Raw genomic sequence first — 23,925 nt, 5'->3', positions numbered from 1 at the left:
GTCAGAACCACTGCTCCAGCCGGTCGAGGGCAGTCCAGAACCCCTCACCGTTGTTGGTGTGACCCATCCAGATCTCCGGGATGAACCCGACGCCCGGCGCGAGCCGGTCCAACTGCTCCGCCAGTACGGGCCAGTCGACCTCGCCCTCGCCGATCTGCGGCCCCTCTCCGTCGACGCCTTCGGCGTCGACGATGTGGAGGTGCTCGGTGAGCGGGGCCAACGCCTCCACGTAGGTGCTGAAGGGCATCTTGTGGAAGTTGGCTGCCAGCTTCGAGTGGGAGATGTCCAACGTCAGGCGTTGCCCGTACTGGTGGCAGAAGTCCACCGTGTCCTGCAGCCCCATGAACAGGTTGTGGTACTGCTGGCCGCCCATCAGCCAGGGGAACGGCGGGAGCGTCTGGGCGGTCAGCCGGACGTCGGTGGTGTCGAGCCGCTCGATGGCCTGGGCGATGCGGGCGTACAGCGCGGGCCGCTCGGACGCGTCGACGAAACCGTCGGCGGTGAAGCCGCCCATCGTCGCGATGACCACAGGGGCCTCGTCGCAGGTGAAGTAGCGGGTGAGGTCCCGCGTGATGTCGATGACCTTCTGAGTCTCGTGGACGGACCGCTCCCACACCGCCTCGTCGCGGCTCGCCAGGTTGATGATGAAGTCGCCGGCATACAGATCCGGCGTGTGGCAGGTGAACGCCATCGGCAGGCGGTGGGTGAAGATGTCGTCGATGTCGAGTTCCACGTCCTTGTAGGAGAAGTGGAACTCGAGGAAGTCCGGGTTGGTGCCCTCGATCAGCTTCGCGTGATCGTGGTACCGGACCGGAAGGCCCCAGGGCCGCCGGAAGGAGTAGGGCCGCCCCTGTGACACGGCGTCCGTGAGGTCTCCGGGGTAGAAGAAGTCCCCCTCCTCCACCACCCGTCGCGACGTGCGGCCCAGCAGGGCGTCGAGCCGGTTGGGCTGCAGGCCGCGTCCGGGGGACTTGACGGTGACGTCGTCGCGGCTGATACGCTCGCCCACCCCGATCCGTCGGGTGGCCACCAGCGACTTCGCGAGATTGACCCGGTTCATCGATTCGCCGGTGGAGACCACGCGCGCGTCGCCGGTGCCGAGCGCCTCCTCCAGTTCCCGGATCCGCGAGACCATCTGACGGAACTCTCCGGGGAGCAGCGACACCTTGTGGTCGCTGCCCTCAAGGCTCTGGTCGGTCGTGAAGTGCTTCTCGATGATGCGGGCGCCCATGGCGACGGCGGCGAGCGGCACGTGGAAGCCCCGCTCGTGGCCGGAGTAGCCGACGGGGCCACCGCTGATCTCCGCCAGCCGCGCGAGATAGCGCAGGTTGACGTCCCTGAACGGCGCCGGGTAGGTGGACTGGCAGTGCAGCATGGCGAAGGGGGACCCGGAGCCGCGCAGGAGGTCGGCGGCCTCGACGATCTCGGCCTCCGTACTCATTCCAGTGGACACGATGAGCGGGAGCCCGGTGGCGAACATGTCGGCGAGCAGGGTGTGGTTGGTCATGTCCGCAGACGCCACCTTGAGCGCTGGGACGCCGTACTCCGCCAGCACGTGGACGCTGGGCGCGTCCCACGGTGTGCACAGCACATCCACGTCCCGTGCCCGGCAGTGATCGAACACCTTGATCATCTGCTCGGCCGTCAGCGAGTACTTGGCCAGCAGGTTGAGCGTGTACTGGGCCCCCAGGTCCTCCCCGCCGGTGGCAGCCCCGCTCTGGCGGTAGAGGGCGTCCATGTCGCGGAGCTGGAACTTCACCACGTCGGCGCCGGCGTCCACCGCGAGGTCCGCGAGGTGCTTGGCGAAGCCCACGTCTCCCTGGTGGTTGTTGCCGATCTCGGCGATGACCAGCGTGGGCTCGTCGTCGGAGATCCGGTGGCGGCCCACCATCAGTGCTCGGCGGTCGTTGCTGGCGACGGCGACGAGCCGGTCCTGCTCGTCGACAAGCGGAACGTGGGTGACAACGCCGGAGATCAGCGCGGCGATGTCCGCGTGCGGCGTGGCGACGGTGGCGCGAATACACCGGGAGTTGGCCGCGCGGCTGCACGGCGTATCCAGCGACGCGTCGCTCTCGGCCAGCAGCCAACGCCGCACGTCCCCGTCGGACAACGAACCGATGAGGTGGCCGTGCCCGTCGACGACGAAGATGATGCGGGAGCGGTTGGCGTCGATCTTTCGCAGTGCGCTGAGGATCGATTCGTTGTCGCGGATGGCGAGTGCCGCCACGTTACGCTCAATGATCATGCCGGAAGTGCCCCCAAGCCTCTGCGACGACTAGTCGAAGACGAGTGTGCGTGAAGCTCCATCGTGGCACACCCGCGACCCGAGCTGACGCCCTCGCAAGACAGCGGCCTCAGGATTGCTGACCGGCTGGGATGCGGGCGGCCTGGAGTTGGCGGCCCAGGGGCTTGGCGCGTTGCGGACGCAGGTGATGATCGACACGTCGATGTGGTTCATGTCTGGGCCTCCGCAAGATGATGTGCGATCCGGCTCGCAGGGTCAGGCTCTACAGCGGGGGGTGGCGTGGGCTCCCCACCCCACCGACTCATGGCATAGCGCTCCCAGAACTCTTCGAGCCAGGGGGGCGGCGACATGTGGAAGACCCATGCGGGGATCCCGCGGGCGGCGGCCTCGAGGACACCGGTCGAGAAGGCGCTGACGACGGGCCGGTCCAGCTCGGTGACCGGGGTCGACGCGTCGATGTCCATGCCGAGCCTGTGCCAGAGCGCGTGCTGTGCCCGCGACAGCTTGTCCTCCTCGCGGGGATGCGGCCGGTAGGTGGCGTCGGTCAGCCGCCAGAACTCGGTCACGGAGCGGGTCATGGACCAGCGCGAAAGTTCGGCCCCGTGGAGTTGACCGAGGAAGACGGGTCTGGCGAATCGGCTCACGTGTGGGGCCGGGTTGGCCGCAGCCGCGGCCAGCAGCGGAGAGCCAACCACTTGAGCGGTCAGGTCCGGGCGGCCCTCCGTGATGAAGGCCGCATCGGCCTCGGACCATGCCAACACCTCGACAGACGGTGGGGGTGGGGGAGAAAAGGGGGTCAGCAGCCCGTGCTGGATCACCAACTGGCGCCACCCGCGTCGGCCGGCCAGCGCGTGAGCCCAGGCACCCACCCCGAGGTGGTCGCCGATCGACGCCACGGCACGGACCTCCTTGAACATCTGGTGGGGATCCGTCGCCTCGCGCCAGCCCACTCCGGGGAGTCTGAGGTCCACACCCTCCGGATGGACCACGAGGGCGGGTAGGTCCTGCGCGGAACCCAGTGGCGCGAGCAGTGCGTGATGGTTGGTGGGCGAGTTGGAGTCGCACGCCACCAACAGGGCGGGGTGGGTTCCGCGGACCCAGACCCGGTGAGTTTCGTCGGGCGTGGTCCTCGGTGTCATGGGATGACGGAGCCGGGCCCTGATCAGCTGAACCCGCCTGCGCGAATCCTGCCAGCGGCGCCAGGATTCGTGGTCGAGGTGCCTCAGGCCCACAGCTGCGCCACCTTCGCGGCACGGTGGGCCCACGTGTGCTCGGCGAGCGTGCGCTTTCTTCCTGCTTCGCGGAGGGCGTCGCCCCACCGGTCGTCGCTGATCGCCCGGCGGCAGAGCTCCACGAGTTCGTCCGCGTCGTGGAACACCGCGACTTCGCGGCCGGGCTCGTAATACGCCGCCACGTCGTCGCGGTCCACCAGCTGCACGCCCCCCACCCCTGGCACTTCGAAGGTCTTCATGGTGAAGCCGTCCTGGTCTCCGTGGATGTTGATCGCAGCGGGGGCGCCGGCGGTGAGTGCGTAGCCGTCGGCGCGGTCGATGTCGCGGGCCGCAGGCACGTCGGGGCGGGTGACCTGCCAGGTGCGGGCGCGGTCGAAGGGGTGGCGCGACCACTCCCGCCCGAAGCAGCGGAGTGGCACCCCCGCGTCGGCGACCGCGGTGAGGAGTTCGTCGCGTCGGGGATAGCGCGCCCCGATGAAGATCACCTCAGGCGAGTGGCGCGGGGTGGGGGTCATAGCGGGGTCGAATGCGTTCGGCAGGTGGAGGCACGCCCGGCCGCCGTCGTTGAACGCCTGCGCGTCATTGGGCGAGTAGGAGATGAGGTGGTCGTAGCGATCCAGGGACGCCGCATCGTGCGCCGTCCTGCGGACCTCGTCCCAGAGCCAAAGGAACTTGCGCGACCCCACGTCGTCGAGGGCGTCGAACACAGCTTCTGCGAACTGATCGCCTCGGATGACCAGGGTGATGTCCGGCCGTGACGCGCGGATGGCTTCCGCGGCCTCGGCGCTGTGCCTTGTATGCGGGCGCTCGTCGCCCAACCCCACCCTGGTGGGCAGTTCGTGCAGCAATTTGTGGGACAGCTTCTGGCCGAACGTCTGTTTCGCGTCATAGGAGTGGGTGTCGATCTGGAAGCCGAGCTGCCGGAACCCGGCGGCGATGCTCGTGGAGTAGCCGTGGAAGACCGGGCTCAGCAGCAGCAGCTTGGGAAGGCGGGTCACGACGCGCCCCAGATCAGTGCGAGTTCCTCGCGTGCGGTGCTTACCGGTGTGACGTCGACTCCCCGCGCGGCGCGCACACAGTTCCACATCAAGTTCACGACGGTGGCCGCGCTGAGTGCGGCTCGGAGGCGACGGGCCCCTCCCCACTTCTCCGCGTAGCGGACCTGAGCGGTCACGAGCCAGCGGCGACGCTTCGCGGGGTCTGACGATCCCCCGCCCTCGTGGGTGACACTGACCGCGGGCAGGTAGACCCTCATCAGTCCGCGCTCCGCGAGGCGACGTTGAAGGTCGATCTCCTCGGAGTTCATGAAGAATCTCTCGTCGAGCCCACCCACGGCTCGGAATTCGGCGGTGGGCACCATGAACGCGGCCCCCACCAGCCAGTCGACCTCGATGGGTGCGTCGGTGGTGAAGAGGCGGAGGTCATGACCCAGCAACCGCCTGAGCCAGGAGCGGTCGCGCCAGCGGGCGAGCGGCGTCAGCCACTCGAGTGTCTGGTTGATCGTCGTCGGCCAGCGGCGTGCGCTGTGGGTCGCATTGCCGGCATGGTCGACGACGCGCGGGGCCACCACCGCTGGCTGCCAGGGCGCGGCTTCGGTCACCAGGTCGCTGACGAAGTCGCCTGAGATCTCGAGATCGCTGTTGAGGATCAGCAACAGCTCGCCGGTTGCCGCCGCGGCGCCGGAGTTGACTGCTGCGCCGAAGCCGGCGTTGGACGGACGTCGCACGACGACCACTCCGTCGGTGGCGGGGAAGGGATGGGGTGAGGAGTCGTCGCTCACGATGATCTGGTGAGGGTGCTGCGGTACGAGCTGCCGAACAAGAGCCTGCGCGGGCGCAGGGTCGCCGTAGTGGGGTATGACTACGCTCACCGTTGGTGGTGTCGACACCATGGGCCCCCCTCCTGCCACTCAAACAGCCTACCTACTCAGGGCGCACCCGGATCCCACTCTGTGTGTGGGGCAGATCCCCCCTGAGAGGCTGCGGAGGCGGCTCGCCCTGCCAACAGCTTGGGCGTTGGGGTGTGTCCTCTCATCCAGTAACTCCAGTACCCACTTAGCCGGCCAGCCTGATCGCCTCCGTCAGCCACGGCGTCCCCGCCACGCTGACCGAGCTGATCACACTCGGACGAACACCGAAGAAGCGAGCCGACGACGTGCTGGCCTACTTCGATCGCCCCGGCACCTCGTACGGCCCCACCGAGGCCCTCAACGGCCGCCTGGAACATCTCCGCGGATCGGCACTCGGCTTCCGCAACCTCACCAACTACATCGCCAGATCACTGCTCGATACCGGCGGATTCAGAACCCGACTACGTGATGAGTCAGTTATCGATAGTCCTGAAGGATCGGTCGGATGTCTTCGTCGAAGAACACGCGGTCGTGGTACCTCAGGGAAAGTGCATGGAGGATATCGCCCATCAGCTCGCCCCACCACAGTGGGTAGCTGGCAGGTAGGTCGTAGGGATCCGTCACCGGGCTCAACCTAAAGGCCAGGTCGCAGTAGTCGAGCCGACGCAGGAACTCTCTGTAGAACGACGCGGTGAAGATGCTGTGGGGTCTCATAATGAACGCACTGGGGCCAGCGAGTTGCCGATAGTGTCGCCGGAGGTCCACCCCCAATTGGCGTGGAGCTGCGCCTACATACTCGGTCGAGACCTCCCTATAACCCGTCACTAGTATCTGGGGGTCGCCCATGCGGTCGAAGGCGAGCTGCCACGACCGCCTTGCCGGCTTCAGATCGGAGTACCCGCCGCCGTGGAAGTGCATCAGATAGACGCGAATGTAGTCCGACTGGTGTACGGCCGACATGTGGGGGAACGTCGGGTGCAGAGGATGTTCGGGCAGAAGGTACTGGTCCAGGTTCCCCTCCGTGATAAGCCGAACATCCAAGTCGGGGTTCGCCCTGCGGAGGCTGTCGAGACTGGCCCGCCTGCGGGCTGACATGGGTGCCCCCAGCCAGATGGTGTAAATCACCCGGGGGATATCGGCACCCTCCGAGTGGTTCGGGGGAGGTAGTTCCAGGAACGTTCGGGCGTACCGGCCTGGCTGGTAGCAGTAGGGGGAACCGCACCTTTGCCTCAACCGGCCGCTGACGTCGAGGCGCATGGTCTCTATGCTGGAGATCCGTCGCCGAGCGGTCTTAACTGCGAGAAAGCCTCGATGCTTCATCCTCCGCGCAGCTGAGAGGAGAGTGCTTATTCCCCGGTGCGGTCTCAAAACAGCCTCCCGAGTCGCACCAGCTCCGCGAACTTGGCGTCGCTTGCCGTCAGTGCGGCCATCGTTCCGCGGGCACGGATGTGACCGCCGTCAAAGAAGAGGATCTCGTCTGCGCCCTTCACTGTAGACAGTCGATGGGCCACCACAACGATCGTCATCTTGCCGCGGAGGCCTTCGATCGTTTCCGTGAACTTAGCTTCCGTCTGGTTGTCGAGAGCAGACGTGGCTTCGTCGAGAATGAGAACTCGGGGGTCCCGATATAGGGCGCGAGCAATTCCCACACGCTGACGTTGGCCTCCAGACAACCGTGCTCCCTGGTACCCAATGACTGTATCCAGACCAGCAGGGAGATCGGCCACGACCTCGTCGAGCTGTGCCATGGTTACCGCTCGCTTGACGGCGTCGTCGTCGATCTCTGCGTGTGGAACACCGTAGGCGATGTTGCTCCGCACGGATTCGTCCCAGATGAAGATGTCCTGCGGGACCACTCCCACGTGCCGTCGCCAGGAGATGGGATGAGCGTGAACCGAGATGCCGCCCACTTCGATCGAGCCTGCTGTGGGGAACAGCAGTGCGGTCAGCAGGTCGACGAATGTCGTCTTGCCTGCTCCGCTCGAACCGACGAGAGCGATGGTGCTGCCCTGGGGTATCTTGCCCGAGACGCGATCCAGGACCGGCGACTCGCCATCCTGGAACGTGAACGTCAGGTCGTTGAAGATGATGTCGGCGTCGAGGTATGAGAGTGGCTCTTCCGTGTAGGAATCCCTGTTTGTCTCCGCGAGCAGCGATCGGATCTCCTTCTCCAAGGCACTGAGATTGGGCAGGCTGCCGCGGATACTGCCAACAGTTGCTATCACCCTGTTCAGACTCGGGATGATCCGGACGGAAGCCACCGCGAACACTCCCAAGATGGTGAACGCCTCAGATTCTCCTGTCGTGGCGCTGAGCACGATGGCCATCAGGCCGATGCCCAACACCATCACGACTTCGAGGAGATGCCGGGGCAGCTCGCCCAGAAGCGAGGCTTGCCTCGAGAGATCGTTCTCTTCTCGGCGGGACTGAGTGAAGCCCGCGGAAAGAGGCTGCGACGCGCCTGACAAGCGAGCCTGTTTCAGGCCATGGATCGCCGGGGTTAGGTAGCGCCAACTGCGAAGGCCGGCCAGCCTCCTGCCCTCCCCGAGGGCCAGGAGACGATTTTTGAGAAACGCTTGGATCGCTAGCGCCGCAGCTCCGAAGAACGTGATCGCGAGAACAGTGGCCAGGGGCGAAAGGATCATCAGAGCGACTAGCACCGCAAGGACAAGCAGGCCGTCTACGAAGATCTGAATGATCCCGTTCGTGACGCCTCCAAAGGCCGACGGGATGTAGCTGTTGAGCGCGGTGTAGATGTCACCTGAGTCACGTTTGCGATGAGACTCGAACGGGGAGGTCATGTAGAGATCCATCATCACTGCGGTCGCATCAGTCTGTGCGCGATTCGTGATTCCTACGCTCCACCAGCGGAAGGTGAGCGAGAAGACGCTCTTGGTGATCATCAGAGTGGCGACGAGGCCAAGCGTCACGAGCAGCAGGGAGTGCCTCTCGACGACGCCGAAGACCTCAGAGAGCAGAAGCAAGGCGGGGCTATCGGCGGTGGTCGTCCCCGAAACCAACTGCATCACCGGAAGAAGCAGCACCACTGCAGCCATGTCGAGGAAGGCGATGGCAGCCGAACCCAGCGCTATCAAGACCAGCTTGGGGCGCATCCTCCACGGCACTAGCCGGAAGGCAGCCCGTAGATCGTGGATGATCTGTCTGAGTTCCCGCATGTAGCCCTCGCCCGTCTCTCGCTGACCGTAGTCTAGTGAGTGCCTGCACATCGTTCGGCCACCGCTGGGGAGCATCCACACTACCCTGTGAACATGCGGGTATCTGTGGTGATCCCTTGTTGGAACGAAGAGCCGGCGAACCTATCGCGGGCTGTGCAGTCGGCGGCGGGTCCCCACACAGAAGTGATTGTGGTCGATGACGGCTCGACGAACGAAGACACAGTCAGGTGCATCGACAACCTCAACGTGACCGTCGCTCGGATTGCCAACCGAGGTCCGGCCCGAGCCATCAACGTCGGATGCGAGTTGGCGAAGGGCCGTTACCTCTTGACTCTGGGTTCCGACGACTACGTCTCCGAAGGCTTCGGGTCCCTTCTTGCCGATGCACTTGACGACGGCCTCGACACGTCCATCGCCTACACCAGTTGGCAGGAATTTGGCGCTAGGGACTCGTTCAAGGTCCCTCCCCCAGTGCTCACAGCTACAGACATGGTGAGAGGCTGCCCCATCGTCGCAACGTCGCTGTTTCGGAAAGAATCGTGGGAATCACTAGGCGGTTTGGACGAGACTCTGCGCGATGGCTTCGAGGACTGGGAATGGTGGGTTCGGCTGCTGTTGCAGCAGGGCGGGGTGGGACGCCATGTGGCTGGTCCGATGTTTCACTATCAGATTAAGGCGCAGTCGCGGAATGTCAGTAACACGCAGGGCGTCGAACCCCTCTGCAGGACTCGGGCGGCCATGCTTCAGAACAATCCAGGGCACCACACAACCCTGGCCTCGGGCATGTTGGAGGATCTCAACACGGCCTACGCTCTAGGCCAGAATCAATCCCCATTCGCGGCGGCGTCGGCCGAACAAGCAAGATACTGGGCCAGGCGGTACGGGAAGATTGAAGGGGCCGTGACGCGACTTGAACGCATCTGGCGGAGGCAAAGGCTCCGGCTCGGTGCGCGATGATCGCCGCCCGACGTGGAACAGGAAGGGGCGATCGAGGTGTTCAGTGAACTGGTGGTGATCATCCCCGCCCTCAACGCAGCTTCGACGCTTGCGCGTCAACTCGAAGCACTCGACGCTCAGTCGGACCTGGAGTTCAGCGTCATCATCAGCGATAACGGCTCGTCGGATGCCACCAGATCCATCGCCCAGCGATGGAGGCCCAGGTTCCGAGGCATCACAGTGGTGGACGCCTCTCAACGTCGAGGAGTGGCCCATGCGCGGAATGTCGGCATCACGGCCTGCAAGGAGCAGCTTATCCTCATCTGTGATGCGGATGACCGCGTGTGTCCCGAGTGGGTGGCATCCATGCGCATCGCGTTGAGCGAGGCGGACGCGGTGACGGGTCCGCTGCTAATCGTCACGGAAGAAGACGAGACACCCCGGGTGACGTGGAATGCCGGGTCCCTGCCCACGGCCATGGGTTACCTGCCCTACGTGCCAGGGGGAAATCTGGGCGTCAGACGGGAGGCGTTCGAGGCGGTAGGAGGCTTCGACGAAGAGATGTCACTGGGGCAGGAGGACGTCGACTTCGGCTGGCGTTTAGTACGGGAGGGGTTCTCACTTGGTCACTCGGTTGGGGCTTGCCTTTACTACTACCAGCGGCGTGACTGGCTAGCCACCGTGCGCCAACAAGCGCGGTATGGGCGAGCGCACGTTGCTTTGTATCTCAAGCACCGCGACGAGGGCATCCGAGTGGCCTCGGGGCGGACTTCCGCCCGCTGGTTCATCGAGTGGGCTAAGCAGTTTCCAGGTGCTGCGGCCAAGGGTGACGTCCGAGACGCGTTGGGCTCCCTTTCGTTTCAGCTCGCCCGGTCCCTAGAGTCGATGCGGTGGAGAACCGCCACGCCACTTTGACTCTCCGTGCAAAGCGGAGATCCGTCACAAGTAGTTCTCGAAATCAAGTAGGAGGGAATCCTCCTGGCGCACTGCAGATAAGTACTTGAGCTGAAGGGGTTGATAAATGCCCCCGAGCAGATGGGTCCATGAGATGGGGTACCCAACCACGTTTCCACGCTCGCCACCGGGAAATTCGCGCAATTGGGGCCCGTAGTAATCGAGACGTCGTTCGACTTCACGAAGCCACTCGCCGGTGAACGCGGTGCGGGACTTGGTGATCATGGCGCTGGTGCCTATCAAGCGTGCATGGTGCATTGCCACGTCTACGCCCAGCGCCCCGGGTAGTCTTACGGCCGACCCGGCACTGAGTTCTCGGAAGCCGGAGATCCACGCCGTCTCATCTGAGCTCAACCGTGCAAACGCTTCTGTCCACGCGTGGAGGGGTCTCTTCACGTCGCAGTAGCCTCCGCCATGGTGATGGAGAAGATAGGCCCGTAGGTAGTCCGACCTGTGAACCAACGACAAATCGCTGTAGGCCGGGTGCAGGGGATGCTGTTCCACCACCCACTCTTGGATGGTGTCAGGCGTGATCAAACACACTTCGACCCCGATCCGCTGGCGGAGCGATTCGAGGTTGCGGCGGCGGATATCCGGCATTTCGTTCGTGCCAGTCCACAGAACGAAGACTCGATGGGGTAGTTCTGTGAAGCCCAACTGCAGGGGCGCGGGGCGAGCTAGGAAGGAGCGCCGGTATCGGGAAGGATCAAACCGGTAGGGGCGCAACTGGGAGTACGGTTTGGAGACTTGAGTCACGGTCGCGAACTTCAGAGCGCGTCCGTAGGTGCGCAGTCGCTTCTGTGCGATGAAGCCGAGGTGTTTCACCTGTCGAGCTCGGCTCATCGCCCGGGCACGGACCGTGTTCACCTCCTCATCATAGCGGGCGGGCCCCCTATTGCGTTCAGGATGCAGTCGCGGCGATTGAGAGTCATGCGGGCCAGCGAGCCGAGTGTGGACGTCCCTCTAGAGATAGAGGGATTCGATCGTGGCCCGGAAGCTGTCGACGCTGTAGCGGCCCCAAGCCCACTCCTGGGCTGGCTTAGCGCCATCGACGGCCTCCTCGTTACTGTCCAGCACCCGAACGAGTGCATCGGCGAACTCCGTTGGGTGGTCAGTGAGCCCCGCGAAGAGCTGACCCCCGCCGATCCCCTCGGCCCCGACCGTCGTGGTGACGACCGGCACTCCCTGGAGCAGCGAATCGATGGTCTTGAACTTGACCCCGGCCCCCTCAAGGAGGGGCACCAAGACGGCGCTCGCGGCTCGGTATTCGTCGGTGAGATCCGGCACGAAGCCCAGGAGGATCACCCCGGGGTAATCCGCGACGCGCTCCTGCGCGGCCGGATCCATCGCACCTCCGGCTACGCGCAAAGTAGCTCGAGGACACCGAGCCAGTACCTGCGGCCACACCGAGTCCAGGAACCAGAGGAGCCCGTCCACGTTCACCTTGCGAGCCATGAAGCCGACAAACAGCACCCTCGCGTCATCGTTCGGGGCGTGCGCTGGCACCTCTCCTTCGGCGAGCGGGGGATTTACGACCACCACATTCCCCGTGTCCCGAGGGTCCAGCAGGGTCTGGTCCTTCCCGCTGAAGACGATGCAGAGATCTGCCAGTCGCACGGCTCGCCGTTCCCAGCGCCGGGCGAGGAAGGCGGCCAGCCGCCACTTGGCGCGTCTCAGGGCGTCCGGGGCTGCCGCTGCCGATCGGTCGCACTTCTGACTCATCACGTCGTGAAAGGTGAAGTGGATCCGGGCTCGGGGATTGATCAGACGGGCGAGAGGGGCGAGCTTCGTGTAATTGGCCCACTGGATATCCAGGATGCGCGCCTCCCTGACCCTCCTTCGCACCGCCGGATGCGTGAGGAGGTCCAGGGCCGGTGCGAGCGGGATCGGCTGGGAGTCGATCCGAGAGAGCCGCGCCTCAATCTGATCGGCGAGCCGATAGGCGGTGCGACGCCACTTCGCGGGGGCGTCAGAGTTGCCGAGGAGGACCACGTCGTCGGCGACCCCGGGCTGCTGCAGGGAGTGCCGGAGGCTCGGCCGGTCCATTGCCATCCAGCACGTGGCTGAGCGTCCGTCGAGAGCCTCGTGGAGTCTGCGGATGTACTGGCCGCCGGCGTGCTCAATTCCGGGATACGGGATTGCGGGAGAAAGAAACACGATTGGCGCTGCAACCCGCTCCGGTTCGACGCTCGCCCGGCAGGCGGCAATGGCCGCGTCGGCCCAGGCCCCCCAGCTGAGGGTGGCCTCAGCGTGGCGCCTCGCCGCGAGAGACATCTCCGCCCTGGTGTCCGCGTCCGCCAACGCTGCGACGAGGTCGGCGGCCTTGTTGATTGCTCCGGGCGTCACCAGAAAGCCAGTCACCCCGTCGCGGACGATGGTGGACACCCCACCGGTGTCGCTGGCGACCACCGGCAGACCGAACGCCGCGGCGTCGGTCAGGGTCACGCCAGCCGCGTTGCTTGTCGAGAGCTCCAGCAACACGTGGTGGGTGGCGTACAACTCACGCATCTGATCTCGGGAAACCCGGCCGAGGCCACGTACCTCCTCCGGCAGCGACGGAGCTTCACCGACAACCGTGAGTTCGACGTCCATACCCCGGCGCATGAGTTCCTGCCTCGTGGCGAGGACGTCTGGGCCACCCTTCCTCTCCCAGTTGCTCGAGACCATGAGGAGCCTAAGCGGTCCTGTGGACGGACGGGCAGGCTCGTCCCCGGTCGGCTGTATCGCCGGGCCGAAAGGCGCCACTGTCACGTCCTGCGGGGAGAAGCCGTCGTCGCGGATCAACGCGTCGCGCGCCCAGCGGGTAGCGGCGAGAGAGTGCCGGGTTCGCTGGGATGAGCGCCGGGCCTGGATGGCTGCCTGGAAGTCGGACAGCGGAGTCAGCCTGCTGAACAACGGATAGAAGTCCTTGATTGCCCCATAAGTCGTATCAGACACCTGGACGATAGGGATGTTGGTGTGGAGGAACGCGATGTCCTGCGACGCCGCAACGGCGAGGATGACGTCGACGGGCTCGTCCTTGAGCCGCTTCGCAAGGCTCCGGCCGCGCTTGGCGCCGGTGGCGAGGGCGTGTCCGACGAGGTACCGGCGGCCGAACCGTCCGTCGAGAGCGCGCGCCAAGGCGCGGTCCACGATCGAGTCCGCTACGTCCCGGGTGACGAAGGGAACTACCTCGGCCCGCTCCGCCAGGGCCGACACCATCGGTGCCACCACGCCGGACCATGCCCGCGGGTCGTCGATGGACCACGGCGTGACGACTCCGATACGCATGGCACCACCATAGAGCGCTGAGCTGGCGGTGAAGGACCGCAGCTACGGCTCGCTAACCCAACCGCGGGCGCGGAAGAGCTGGTCAACTTCGCGCCACATCGCCCTGTAGGTATACCGGGAGCGCACGTGCTGTGCCCCGCGCCTCCCCAGCCCCGTCCGTAAGTCGGGGTCGTCGCGCAACGACCGCAGCGCATTGCGCCACCCATCCTGGTCGCCGGGCGCCGCGAACAGTGCCGTGCCCTCGGGGAAGTACTCGCGCATGGCAGGGGTGTCGGTGAGGACCACAGCCGCGCCGGAGGCAGCAGCCTCCAACGCCACGGTCTGGCCCGTGGGGTAGGCCATCACCTTTGTCGGTACCGCCACCACCCCGACCCGACGCAGGACGGCCCGGTACTTCTCGAAGGGCACGATACCCACCAAGCGCACGCCGTCCGGGAGAGGCGCCCCCTCAAGGTTGTCGTCGCGGCAGTAGAGATCCACGGCCAGATCAGTCCCCCGAACAGCCTCCAGCAGCGTCGGGTAGTCGCGGCCGCGGTCCGACCCTATCGCGGCGATCGTACCGTCCCGCTCCAGCGGATCAACGAACGGAAAGAGCCCGGGGGCGAACCCGAAGCTGATGGCCTCGACCCGGTCAGGGTCGAACCCTGAGTCGAAGAGAATGTCGATCTGGTTAGTCGACCAGACCATCGTCAGGTCGACGCCCGCGTAGCGACGAGCGGCATCGCGACGGTCGTCAGCCGGCAGGGCTCGGAGCTCGTCAGCCAACCAGCAAGCCAGCATCGCCAGGGGCTTACGCGAAAACGGCGGAATGCGGTGCACCTTCAACCATGACGGCGCGAGCGCTTGGCGCTCCAGGAAGGCCAGGACGACGTCGACGCTTGGCACCTTTGGGGCTGACCGGAGAGTCTTATCGAGCGGCACACCAAGCCGATGCTCCGCGACGTCACGGAGTTTCCGGTGAAGCTGCGTCTCGGCGAGTGGAACTTCGACGAGCTCGTAGCCGAAGTCCGCCAGCTTGTCGATGCCGTACGGACCGAGACTGGCCCGCCCGTCGAACAAAACGAGGCAACGAGCCATGCGATGAGTCTCCTTTCGGATGGCGAGCTGTTTGGTTGATATTCCAGATGTCAACGAAGCGACGGCAGGAACTTCTGAATCGGCACACGGACGACGGCGAGGAGGGTTAGCAGCACTCCACGCACGCTGGGGCTGACCCGTAACCGTGCGAGGAATGCCTGGTACAGCTCCCTGTCACGGGCCCCCAGCTTGTACGCCTCCATGGCGTAGCTGTAGGCCCGCCCCGTAATGAGCTGGTCCAATTCGCGCGACTGCCCGAGGTGCTTCGCGAGGATGCGCACATTGGTGAGGAGGTAGGTCGCGCGACGCGCGAACTGCAGCTCGTCGGACAGGGAGGCCTGGTTTCCCCCAGCTCCCTCGCGCCTGTATAGGACGGTCTCATGGTCGTCGAAACCGACGCGGTACTCGCGCGTCAACTTGCACCAGACGTCGTAGTCCTCGTAGGCGAGGCGATCGTCGTAGCCGCCCACCGCTCTGAGCGCCTCGGCCCTCATCATCACCGACGGTGCGGCGATGAAGTTGCCGCTCAGCAACTCTCTGTACATGTCCTCCCGCCCGGGCAGATATCGATTGGGCATGGATGGTCCGTAGAAGTAGTCGCCGGTTCGTTCACCGGCGCCGTCGACGACGGGCATGTCCCCGTACACGAACGCCACGTCAGGGCCGAGCGCGTCGAGCAGGTCGACTTGGTGTTCAAGCCGCGTGGGCATCAAGACGTCATCGGTGGAGAGGAAGGCGACGTACGGCGTCTGCACCTCTGCGAGCGCCGCGTTGAAGGTGGCGCAGATGCCGCGGTTTGAGGTGCTCAACATGGTCCGGGCCTTGAGCCCCAGTTCGGCGAGTGTCGCCCGGATGAGGTCCTGCGAACCGTCCGTGGAGGCGTCGTCGGTGACGATCAGATCAAAGGCGTCAATGGTCTGCGCAGCAATTGAACGCAGGCAGTCGCGGAGGAAGCGGGCGTGGTTGTAGCAGGCGGCCACCAGGGTGACATTGGGCTCAGGTCCTGGCATCCTGTCCTCCGCCCGACAAGAGCTCGCGGAACACGGCGTAGTCGCGGATGTAGTCATCCGCGTCGTAGGGGGGGGGAGGCGAAGACGCCCAGCACCGCATCGGGGGAGTACTTGAACTGCGAGCCCCAAGTCATGGGCGGCATGTAGAGGCCCCGGGACGGGTTGTCGAGTAGGTAGGTCGACCGTCTCTGGCCATCGTCGACCAGGCATGTGACATGGCCCGCCAGACATACCAAGAACTGGTGACAGCGCCGGTGCGCGTGCTGCCCCCGCACGTCAGCGCTCGGCACCGCGTAGACGCTGAAGAAGCGCTGGGGGGTGAACGGAATCTCACTGAAGTCGAGTGCAGACAGCGAACCGCGGAGGTCCTGCCCCACCGCCAGGCTCACGATCTCCCCGGGGCCGGGTGCGTCGTCATGTGCAGCGGGTGCCGACGGGAGGCCCGAGGGTCGGTGATCGTCGACGTAGCCGATGATCCGGGCTGGATTTCCGGCGACGATCGCGTTCGGCGGCACGTCCCGCGTGACCACTGCCCCGGCCCCGACCATCGCCCGTCGGCCGATCGTGCGGCCGGGAAGGACGACCGCGCCGCCGCCGATGGAGGCGCCCTCCTGCACCGTCGTGACGGCGAACGAGTCCGGGTACTGCTTGCTGCGCGGGAACGGGTCGTTAGTGAACGTCACGTTCGGCCCGACGAACACGTCGTCCTCGAGGCGCACGCCGTCCCAGACCTGGACGCCTGACTTGACGGTCACGCGGTCGCCGATGATGACGTCGTTCTCGATGAACACGTGGTCGTTGACGTTGACGTCGGCACCCAGCCGCGCTCCTGGAAGGACGTGGGAGAAGGCCCAGATCCGGGTGCCCTCCCCGATCTGATCCGACTCACAGATCCCCTGGTCATGAACGAAGTAGGTCACGTTGCCGGCTCCTTGAACGACGCGAGAGCGGCGCAGACCTGATCGATCTCACCGTCCGACAGTTCGGGGAAACAGGGCAGGCTGAGCAGCCGCCCCACGAATGACTCGGTGACGGGCAGCGGCCCGTCGGAGAGGTGCCTCCAGGCGGGCTGGCGATGATCGGGCGTCGGATAGTGCACGTCCGTGTCGACGCCGTGCCTGTCGAGGTGTGAGCGCAACGCCGCCGCGTCGGGGCTGACGACCACCGCGAGGTGGGCCGCGTGACTCTCGTCGTCGGCGGGCAGCACCTCGATCGCCGCGGGTGCCGCCGCAGCGTATCGGGCGATGATCGAGCGTCGACGTCTGTTGCCCTCGTCAAGGAGGCCAAGGCGGAAGTCGAGGATCGCGGCCTGCAGCTCATCCAGGCGAGAATTGCGGCCACCCGAATCGTCGACGCGGTACTTCTCATCGCGCCATCCGTACTGCCGTAGGCTCCGCAGACGCGCGGCCAGGCTCGGACTCGAGGTGGCGATGGCGCCCCCATCGCCGAGCGCGCCCAGGTTCTTCGTGGGATAGAAACTGAACGCGGCGATATCGCCGAGCGAGCCGCCCGTCCCCGACCGTGACCTGGCTCCAAGGGACTGGGCGCAGTCCTCGACAACCGGTATTCCCGCGCGGGCGCAGAGTTCGGAGATGGCGGCGACGTCGCCGAGCCGGCCGTACAGGTGGGTGACTACGACTGCTGCGACGTCATCGCAGAGAAGAGGTTCGAGGGCGCGAGGAGACATCGTATGGCTGGCGTCATCTATGTCGCAGAACCGGACGGTAAGGCCGGCAGCGATCGCCGCGCACGTGGTGTACCCGCCCGCGTTCGCGACGGTGACCACCACCTGCCGGCCGGGACTGGCGACGGCGCGCAGCGCAAGCTCGAGCGCATCCGTGCCGCTTGCGGCGCCCAGCACTGTGGCCGCACCGAGGTACTGCGCCAACGACGCCTCGAACCTCGCGTGATGAGGCCCGTGCACGAACCACCCGCTCGCTATGACCCCGTCGAAGATGGCAGCCAGCTCGGTCGACTGCTCGTCGGCCGCGCGCCGCAGCTCGTTGAACGGAACTCGGGTGGTCATCTCACTCCCGCCGGTGGACCTCCACATCGTAGCGGTCAGGCTCGACCGGCTCCAGGTTCGGGCATCAGGCCAATGGTTCCGAGATCTCGGGTGTTCCCGGCGCCGCCCAGGCGGGAGACTGGGTCCATGTCGACGCTTGCTGTCATCCCCGCACGGGGCGGTTCCAAAGGGATTCCGCGCAAGAACCTGCTCCGTGTGGCCGGCAAACCGCTGATCGTCTGGACGATCGAGCAGGCCCTCGCGGTGCCGAACATGAGGGTGGCGGTATCCACCGAGGACGCTGAGATCGCCGCAGTCGCCGCTGATGCGGGCGCCTGGGTGATCGAACGCCCACAAAGTCTGGCTCAGGATGCGACGCCCACGGAGCCTGTGGTCGAGCACGCCATCGGCGCCTGTGAGTCCGTCTTCGGTCGACCGGACCAGGTCGTGCTGCTGCAGGCCACGTCGCCGGTGCGTCGACCGGGATCGATCGCGCGGGCGCTTCGCCAGTTCGCCATGGACAGGCTGGACGCCCTGGTTGGCGTCGTGCCCACTCCGCCCTTCCTGTGGTCGCTCAACGGCGATGCCGCCGTCGCCCATTGGGAGTGGGAGCACCGACGCCGGCGCCAGGACATGGCGCCGGAACAGCTGCGCTACCGCGAGACCGGCTCGCTTTACGTCACGCGCACAGAGATCTACGAACAGACCCACAACAGGATGGGGGGGCGGATCGGCCTCTTCGTCATGGAGGAGGCCGAGGGCATCGATATCGACGGCCTCCACGACGTCGCGCTGGCGGAATCTCTACTGAGCAGGCTGTCCGAGAGCGGCGATCCCCGAAAGTCATAGAGAATCGTCGGGCCCGCAAACCCTCAGCGTCGCGGTTGCAGAACCGCCGCAAACTCAGGATGGTTGACGATCGCATGCTCGACGAGCAGTCGCGAGCCCAACGCCGTGACATGATCTCCGTCGGAGTACAGCGGCTTCTCGTCGAGCGCACGCCGGCACACGTAGTCGTCGCACAGTGCGTCGTGCACAGACACGACGGTCGCGTTGTCCACAGCACCCACCACCCGCGTCAGATCGGCTGTGATCTCCCTATGCCTCGGCTCGAAGGCGGAACGGTCCCACTCGCAGATCGTGCCGGCGAGAACCACTGAGCGCCTGACGGTGCAACTGAACATGTCGAGTGGCCATGGAGGATTGTCGTCGAGGACGAACACGGGGAGATCCAGTGCCTCGAGGCCTCGCAGCGTGAGGGTCATCCCTTCCTCCTCGGCTGCTGAGAGGCCGCCGCCATCCGTCCCCAGCGCGCGGCTGTACACGACCGCGCGGATGGATGGTTGTCGCGAAGCGTAGTCAACGACTGCCTGCGCCCCTGCAGGGGAACCGAATGGCTTGGGTGATCGGACGCTCACGATCTCGATCGTGACGTCCGGGAACAGTTGAACGAGGCCGGGCAGCAGGTGCTCAGCGTGGCTGTCGCCGATGAGGAGAACCGAGGGGTCGCCGTCGGTGGTCGTCCCGCAGAGACCATTGGACAGCTGCCCCATCGCCGGATCCTGGCACGGCGTGAGGCCGGCCTCCGCCACCTGTTCGGCAACAGTCGGGGCCCGACCCCCGGAGCCTCCAAGACCGAAGGCCGGGGTCAAGACCTGAACGAACAGGATCCACGCAGCCGCGGCCGCCAGGGTGGGCGGCATCAGGATGGTGCCCACCGTTACTGCCACCTTTCGTGCTCCCCTGACCTGGAGAGCCCGCAATGGTTCCTCGACGTAGCGGTAGCTGAGGTAGGCGGGAAGGATCGACACCGCCGCAGCGATGATGGGCGCCGTGCTCGAGAATGGCCAGATGGCCTTCGCGACGACGATGAACGGCCAGTGCCACAGGTACAGCGAGTATGACCAATCGCCGACCGCCACCATGGGCCTCGACCCGAGGACTGCGGAGACAGGATTCGGAGTTCCACGCCCGGCGGTGATCAGCGCGAGGGTCGCCGCTACCGGCAGGAGCGTCCACTTCCCGGGGAAAGGAGTCTCCGGAGTGATGGATACCAGCCCCCACGCCATCAGCCCGGTGCCGGCGATACCCAGGAGTTGGAAGGCTGCTTTGGGGAGGTTTCGTGCGCGGTTAATGACGAGGGCTAGGAGGCATCCAGCCAAGAACTCCCACGCTCGTGTGGCCGGTCCGTAGTAGCCGAACGGGAACCCGGTTCCCATGCGGACCGAGGCCAGGGACCCGACGGCGAGTGCACCGAGCAGAGACAACGGAACGAGCCACCTCCACCATCGGCCGATGCGTGAACCTAGCGCGAGTGTGACGAGCATCACGCCGGGCAGTACCAGGTAGAACTGCTCCTCGACTGAGAGCGACCACGTGTGCAGCAAGGGGTTTCGCTCTGCGGCGGTGCCGAAGTAGTCACCGGTCCCTTCGGCGATCACCCAGTTCGCTACACCGAATGTCGCTCCCAGAGCTGTTCGGAATGTTGTCTCCTGGGGGCCCAATGGAGACAGAAAGAGGACAGCGAGCAGGACGGTGGCGATGTTCGTGACCGCCAGGGCGGGCCCGAGGCGCTTGATGCGGCGGATGTAGAAGCGCCGAAACGAGATCGTTCCCCTCGTCGCGTGCTCGCGCAGGAGCATCAGGGTGATGATGAAGCCCGAGATGACGAAGAACACGTCCACGCCGATGAATCCGCCGGACAACCCCAGCCCTGAATGCGTGGCCATCACAGCCAGGACGGCGACTGCGCGAAGACCCTGGAGGTCGCGTAGTCGCCCTGCGGATGAGTCGGGTGGGGGCTGGCCTGTCATGATGCGCAGATCCTAAGTCCCGGTCCCCGGTACAGATGCATGAAGATTGTCAGTAGGCAACGCGGCGCTCGAACCGGTGCCATGCCTCGAAGGGGGTTGACCGGTCCGGATGCGACACGTGGGCCCAGCCCATCGTCGTGACGCCGTCGCACAGCTGGGTGTAGAAGGCGGCGTCGTCGAAGCCCGCCGCGGCGGCGTCGTGCCGGTCCGCCGCGAACACCACCCGCGACACCCGCGCCCATAGTGCCGCCCCCAAGCACATCGGGCAGGGCTCGCAGGAGCAGTAGAGGACGCTGCCGATGAGCTCGTGGGTGCCCAGTCCGGCTGCCGCGGCGCGGATGGCCTGCACCTCGGCGTGGGCGGTGGGGTCGGGGACGGCCGTGACGCGGTTGACGCCCTCGAACACCTGCCCCGGCGGGGTGACGAGGACGGCGCCGAACGGGCCGCCGCCGTCGGCCACGTTCGCGACGGCCAGGTCGATCGCGCGCTGCAGGTGATCGGTCATGCTGGCCCCTCCTGCGCCCACTGTAGTGAGCGGGAAGGGCCTGGGTAACATCGCCGCCTGCGGCCGCGGACTCACCGCGTCGCGGCTCAGCCCGCGAGCAGCGCCTCCTCGGCCTCCTTCGTCCACACGCCGTCGTTCAACAGGGCTGCGACATGCGGCAGCTTCTCCGGCATGTCGACGAGGCGGGTGAGCGGGAGATCGTGCAGCGACGGGTAGACCATGATCTTCCCGCCGGAGGTGCGGTTCATCACCGACTCGATGGCGTCGCGGAAGCCCGCCATGCCGGTGACAGCGTCGAGCGAGATGTGGGTGTCGATGATCCCTTCCTCGATCTTGCGGAGCACCGTGCGCATGTCTGAGACGTCCGAGCCCGAGGTGCCGAGCATGAAGACGCGGCGCTCGATGATGCCCTGCAGGTCGAACGAACCGGTGGTGCCCGCCGGGATACCGGCGAAGGCGTTGATGATCGCGCCCTCGGCTGCCAGGTCCACGGCCTGCGCCACGAGCGCGGGCACGGGCACCATGCACGAGAGGTGCGTGTAGCCGGGCTGCAGCTGGGTGGTGCCGGTGTTGATGATGCTGAGCTCGATCCCGTTCTTCTCGGCGACGGGGCGGGTGAGCGACTCGAGGTGCGCGAGCCGGTCGTCGCTCAGGTCGGTGCCGGCCACCGAGATGCCGGGGATGCCGGAGGTCAGCGCACGGATGGTGTGCATCTGGCCCATCGGGCCGGCGGCGCCGATGATGGCCACCTTGTCGCCCTCGCGGATCTCGCCGTTGGCGGGGATCCAGGCGTACCCGTCGGCCGGGTCCGATCCGGTGGTGCCGCAGAAGCGGATGAAGTCGTAGTGGACGCGGCCGATGTCGAGCTTGACCGGGCCGTCGATGCGGCCGCCGTCGAGCACCACGCACAGCACGCCGCGCATGCCGAGCAGGCCGCCCAGGATCTCGAGGGCGGCGACGTCGTGACCGCGGTAGATGATGTCGTCGAAGGCGTTGCCGGCGAGCGTCTCCACGTCGCCGGGCTCGAGCCGCACGATCTCGGCCGGCTCGTTCGCCGCGATCAGGGCCTCGAGGGCCTCGATCTCGCCGTCGGCCACCACGAGCATCCGGCCGCCGGCCTTGGGGTGGTTGCGCTCGGCCCAGGCGTAGGACCCTTCGACGGTGGCCCACGGCTCGATGAGGCCCACGGCCGCGGCGGACGGACCATCGGTGACGTGGATGAGGAACTTCTCGCCGTCGGGCGCCACAACGCAGCGCTCGTCGACGACGACGTACTCCTGCAGCGCGCCGTCGAAGTTGTACCCGAACGCGCCGTTGGAGGCGGGGGTCTTGAGGTGCTTCCAGTCGGCTTGGACCAGGACGCGATCGCCGACGGCGAAGTGCGTCACCTGGTCGCCGACGGCCACGATACGCGCCACCGGCTCGTGGCCGGGCACCACGGGAGCCGAACCCGGGTGGTAGCTGGGGATCTCCTTGAGCGCCTCGAGGTCGATGCCCGAGACCACCTCGGCCTTGCGGGGGTGGGAGTCGAAGGCGTGCAGCAGTTTGGTGTCGCTGAAGCAGATGCCGCAGGACTCCACCTTGAGCAGCAGTTGCGTGGGGCCGACGGGGTCGACGGGCTTGACCGGGTTGTGGACGAACTGGTCCACCCCCGTGATCTGGATGGCGTGCTGCGTGGCCGGGAACTCCGTCACTGCTACTCCTTCGTCGAGCATGACTTGTGGTGTTGTGGTGCCCTTGAATCTATGCCAGCGGCACCCCCGTGAGAAGCTATCGGCAGGCAATTGGGCATCGGCCCACGGCGCCGCTGCCGTCGGCGACCGACGAAGGAGGCAGGACCCATGTTGACCCCCGAGGCCGGCGACCTCGACCTCGCCGTCCGCGCCGCCTGGCTCTACTACGAGGACGGGCTGACGCAGGCGCAGGTGGCCTCGCGGCTGTATGTGTCGCGGCAGACGGTGGGCCGGCTGCTGGAGACCGCACGCCACCAGGGGATCGTCCGGATCGAGATGGACGCCAACTACCTCGCGGCCCTCGGGCTGGCGACGCAGCTGCGTGAGCGGACCCCTCTGACCGACGCCGTCGTCGTGCCCACCTGGACGGGCCCGCTGAGCCGTGAGCGCACCAACGAGCGCGTGGCAGCCGCGCTCGCGGCCTATGCCCGGCGCTACCTGCATCCCGGGGTGGTGGTGGGCGTCGGCTGGAGCGACACGGTCGCCCGCGCGCTCACGATGCTCTCCGCCGAGTCGCTCGCCGGGGTCACGCTCGCCTCGGCCGCCGGCACCATCGACAACGTCGCCCAACTGGTCTCTGACAATCCGGCGGCGGTCCGCTGCCTCCGCACCGTGCCGTCACCGCTGTTCGTCTCGAGCGTTGAGCTGGCGGAATCGTTGCGGACCGAGGACGCCGTCGCGAAGGTCTTCGACCTGGCCCGCAGCGCCACGTTGACGCTGACGGGCGTCGGCGCCGTGCGGGCGGGCGGGTCGGCAGTCCGGACCGGCATGGTGACCGACGACGACGTCGCGGCCTACGCGGCCGCCGGGGCGGTGGGGGACATGCTGGGCCACTGGTTCGGGCGTCGCGGCGAGGAGATCCCCGGGTCCGCCTCGGACCGTTCGGTCTCGCTCAGCCTCGCCGAGCTCCGGGCCCTGCCGAACGTGGTGGGCGTGGCCGCCGGGGCGGAGAAGGTGGAGGCCATCCGCGGCGCCATCGCCGGGCGCTATCTCGACGTGCTGGTCACGGACGAGCCGACGGCGCAGGCCCTGCTGGGCTGAGCCATCCCGGGTGCACCGGCGCACAGGGACGTACGCACATGTGCGTATTCCGCCGGGGCGACGTGTGGGGGAGCGTTGG

General features: G+C 66.3%; 19 protein-coding genes and 1 pseudogene. 5 read left to right on the top strand and 15 right to left on the bottom strand.

Annotated features, from left to right (window positions below):
- Window position 1: 1 nt before the first annotated feature.
- The 4 genes from ACX1D0_RS11365 to ACX1D0_RS11350 all read right to left on the bottom strand — a co-directional run bounded on the left by ACX1D0_RS11365 (window position 2) and on the right by ACX1D0_RS11350 (window position 5,368).
- A complete protein-coding gene (locus ACX1D0_RS11365; RefSeq protein ID WP_459017991.1) occupies window positions 2-2,245 on the bottom strand; it encodes an N-acetylneuraminate synthase family protein in 2,244 nt (747 codons plus the stop codon).
- A 209-nt stretch (window positions 2,246-2,454) separates the two neighbouring features.
- Complete coding sequence (locus ACX1D0_RS11360; protein WP_459017990.1) at window positions 2,455-3,384, bottom strand: prephenate dehydrogenase; 930 nt, start codon at window positions 3,382-3,384, stop codon at window positions 2,455-2,457.
- Between the two features lie 83 nt (window positions 3,385-3,467).
- Window positions 3,468-4,475, bottom strand: coding sequence for a CgeB family protein (locus ACX1D0_RS11355; protein WP_459017989.1), 1,008 nt, complete (start codon window positions 4,473-4,475; stop codon window positions 3,468-3,470).
- On the bottom strand, window positions 4,472-5,368 hold the full coding sequence (locus tag ACX1D0_RS11350; RefSeq protein ID WP_459017988.1) for a glycosyltransferase family 2 protein: 897 nt from the start codon (window positions 5,366-5,368) through the stop codon (window positions 4,472-4,474). Before ACX1D0_RS11350 ends, ACX1D0_RS11355 begins: the two co-directional genes overlap by 4 nt.
- Before the next feature lie 176 nt (window positions 5,369-5,544).
- Between ACX1D0_RS11350 and ACX1D0_RS11345 the strand changes: the two are divergent.
- Window positions 5,545-5,790, top strand: a pseudogene (locus tag ACX1D0_RS11345) (transposase); the annotation flags it as partial.
- 13 nt (window positions 5,791-5,803) lie between these two features.
- On the opposite strand, the gene ACX1D0_RS11340 reads toward ACX1D0_RS11345, so the two are convergent.
- Both ACX1D0_RS11340 and ACX1D0_RS11335 read right to left on the bottom strand, forming a co-directional pair.
- Window positions 5,804-6,583 (bottom strand): glycosyltransferase family 32 protein, encoded by a 780-nt coding sequence (locus ACX1D0_RS11340; protein WP_459017987.1) that lies wholly within the window; start codon window positions 6,581-6,583, stop codon window positions 5,804-5,806.
- 107 nt (window positions 6,584-6,690) lie between these two features.
- Window positions 6,691-8,577: an ABC transporter ATP-binding protein gene (locus tag ACX1D0_RS11335; protein ID WP_459017986.1), complete on the bottom strand. Its 1,887-nt coding sequence runs from the start codon at window positions 8,575-8,577 to the stop codon at window positions 6,691-6,693.
- A gap of 18 nt (window positions 8,578-8,595) precedes the next feature.
- On the opposite strand from ACX1D0_RS11335, the gene ACX1D0_RS11330 reads away from it, so the two are divergent.
- The gene (locus ACX1D0_RS11330) at window positions 8,596-9,459 is read left to right on the top strand and encodes a glycosyltransferase family 2 protein (protein ID WP_459017985.1); all 864 of its coding nucleotides are present in this window, start codon (window positions 8,596-8,598) and stop codon (window positions 9,457-9,459) included.
- Between the two features lie 12 nt (window positions 9,460-9,471).
- On the top strand, window positions 9,472-10,353 hold the full coding sequence (locus ACX1D0_RS11325; RefSeq protein ID WP_459017984.1) for a glycosyltransferase family 2 protein: 882 nt from the start codon (window positions 9,472-9,474) through the stop codon (window positions 10,351-10,353).
- A gap of 24 nt (window positions 10,354-10,377) precedes the next feature.
- On the opposite strand, the gene ACX1D0_RS11320 is transcribed toward ACX1D0_RS11325, so the two are convergent.
- The 6 genes from ACX1D0_RS11320 to ACX1D0_RS11295 form a co-directional block, all read right to left on the bottom strand.
- The gene (locus tag ACX1D0_RS11320) at window positions 10,378-11,259 is read right to left on the bottom strand and encodes a capsular polysaccharide synthesis protein (protein WP_459017983.1); all 882 of its coding nucleotides are present in this window, start codon (window positions 11,257-11,259) and stop codon (window positions 10,378-10,380) included.
- 96 nt (window positions 11,260-11,355) lie between these two features.
- Complete coding sequence (locus ACX1D0_RS11315; protein ID WP_459017982.1) at window positions 11,356-13,662, bottom strand: glycosyltransferase; 2,307 nt, start codon at window positions 13,660-13,662, stop codon at window positions 11,356-11,358.
- A gap of 42 nt (window positions 13,663-13,704) precedes the next feature.
- Window positions 13,705-14,739 (bottom strand): glycosyltransferase family protein, encoded by a 1,035-nt coding sequence (locus ACX1D0_RS11310; protein ID WP_459017981.1) that lies wholly within the window; start codon window positions 14,737-14,739, stop codon window positions 13,705-13,707.
- Between the two features lie 50 nt (window positions 14,740-14,789).
- Window positions 14,790-15,749 carry a glycosyltransferase family 2 protein gene (locus tag ACX1D0_RS11305; protein ID WP_459017980.1) on the bottom strand — a complete coding sequence of 320 codons (960 nt, stop codon included), beginning with the start codon at window positions 15,747-15,749 and terminating at the stop codon, window positions 14,790-14,792.
- A gap of 53 nt (window positions 15,750-15,802) precedes the next feature.
- Entirely contained in the window at window positions 15,803-16,669 is an 867-nt protein-coding gene (locus tag ACX1D0_RS11300; RefSeq protein WP_459017979.1) for a WxcM-like domain-containing protein, read from the bottom strand.
- Window positions 16,666-17,775: a DegT/DnrJ/EryC1/StrS family aminotransferase gene (locus ACX1D0_RS11295; RefSeq protein ID WP_459017978.1), complete on the bottom strand. Its 1,110-nt coding sequence runs from the start codon at window positions 17,773-17,775 to the stop codon at window positions 16,666-16,668. The genes ACX1D0_RS11300 and ACX1D0_RS11295 overlap by 4 nt, the downstream gene beginning before the upstream one ends.
- Before the next feature lie 126 nt (window positions 17,776-17,901).
- Between ACX1D0_RS11295 and ACX1D0_RS11290 the strand changes: the two genes are divergently transcribed.
- Window positions 17,902-18,603 carry an acylneuraminate cytidylyltransferase family protein gene (locus ACX1D0_RS11290; RefSeq protein ID WP_459017977.1) on the top strand — a complete coding sequence of 234 codons (702 nt, stop codon included), beginning with the start codon at window positions 17,902-17,904 and terminating at the stop codon, window positions 18,601-18,603.
- A 23-nt stretch (window positions 18,604-18,626) separates the two neighbouring features.
- On the opposite strand, the gene ACX1D0_RS11285 is transcribed toward ACX1D0_RS11290, so the two are convergent.
- The 3 genes from ACX1D0_RS11285 to ACX1D0_RS11275 form a co-directional block, all read right to left on the bottom strand.
- A complete protein-coding gene (locus ACX1D0_RS11285) occupies window positions 18,627-20,567 on the bottom strand; it encodes an acyltransferase family protein (protein ID WP_459017976.1) in 1,941 nt (646 codons plus the stop codon).
- Window positions 20,568-20,616: 49 nt separating this feature from the next.
- Window positions 20,617-21,072, bottom strand: a complete 456-nt coding sequence (locus ACX1D0_RS11280; RefSeq protein ID WP_459017975.1) for a nucleoside deaminase — start codon at window positions 21,070-21,072, stop codon at window positions 20,617-20,619.
- Between the two features lie 86 nt (window positions 21,073-21,158).
- The gene (locus tag ACX1D0_RS11275) at window positions 21,159-22,766 is read right to left on the bottom strand and encodes an alcohol dehydrogenase catalytic domain-containing protein (protein WP_459017974.1); all 1,608 of its coding nucleotides are present in this window, start codon (window positions 22,764-22,766) and stop codon (window positions 21,159-21,161) included.
- Window positions 22,767-22,913: 147 nt separating this feature from the next.
- Here ACX1D0_RS11275 and ACX1D0_RS11270 point away from each other — a divergent pair, with 147 nt between their 5' ends.
- Window positions 22,914-23,846 carry a sugar-binding transcriptional regulator gene (locus ACX1D0_RS11270; RefSeq protein WP_459017973.1) on the top strand — a complete coding sequence of 311 codons (933 nt, stop codon included), beginning with the start codon at window positions 22,914-22,916 and terminating at the stop codon, window positions 23,844-23,846.
- The last annotated feature ends 79 nt before the right edge of the window (window positions 23,847-23,925 follow it).

The organism is Tessaracoccus pujii, assembly GCF_054483895.1.
Note: the sequence above shows the minus strand (reverse complement) of the source record. Positions and strands in the feature narration are given on the sequence as shown.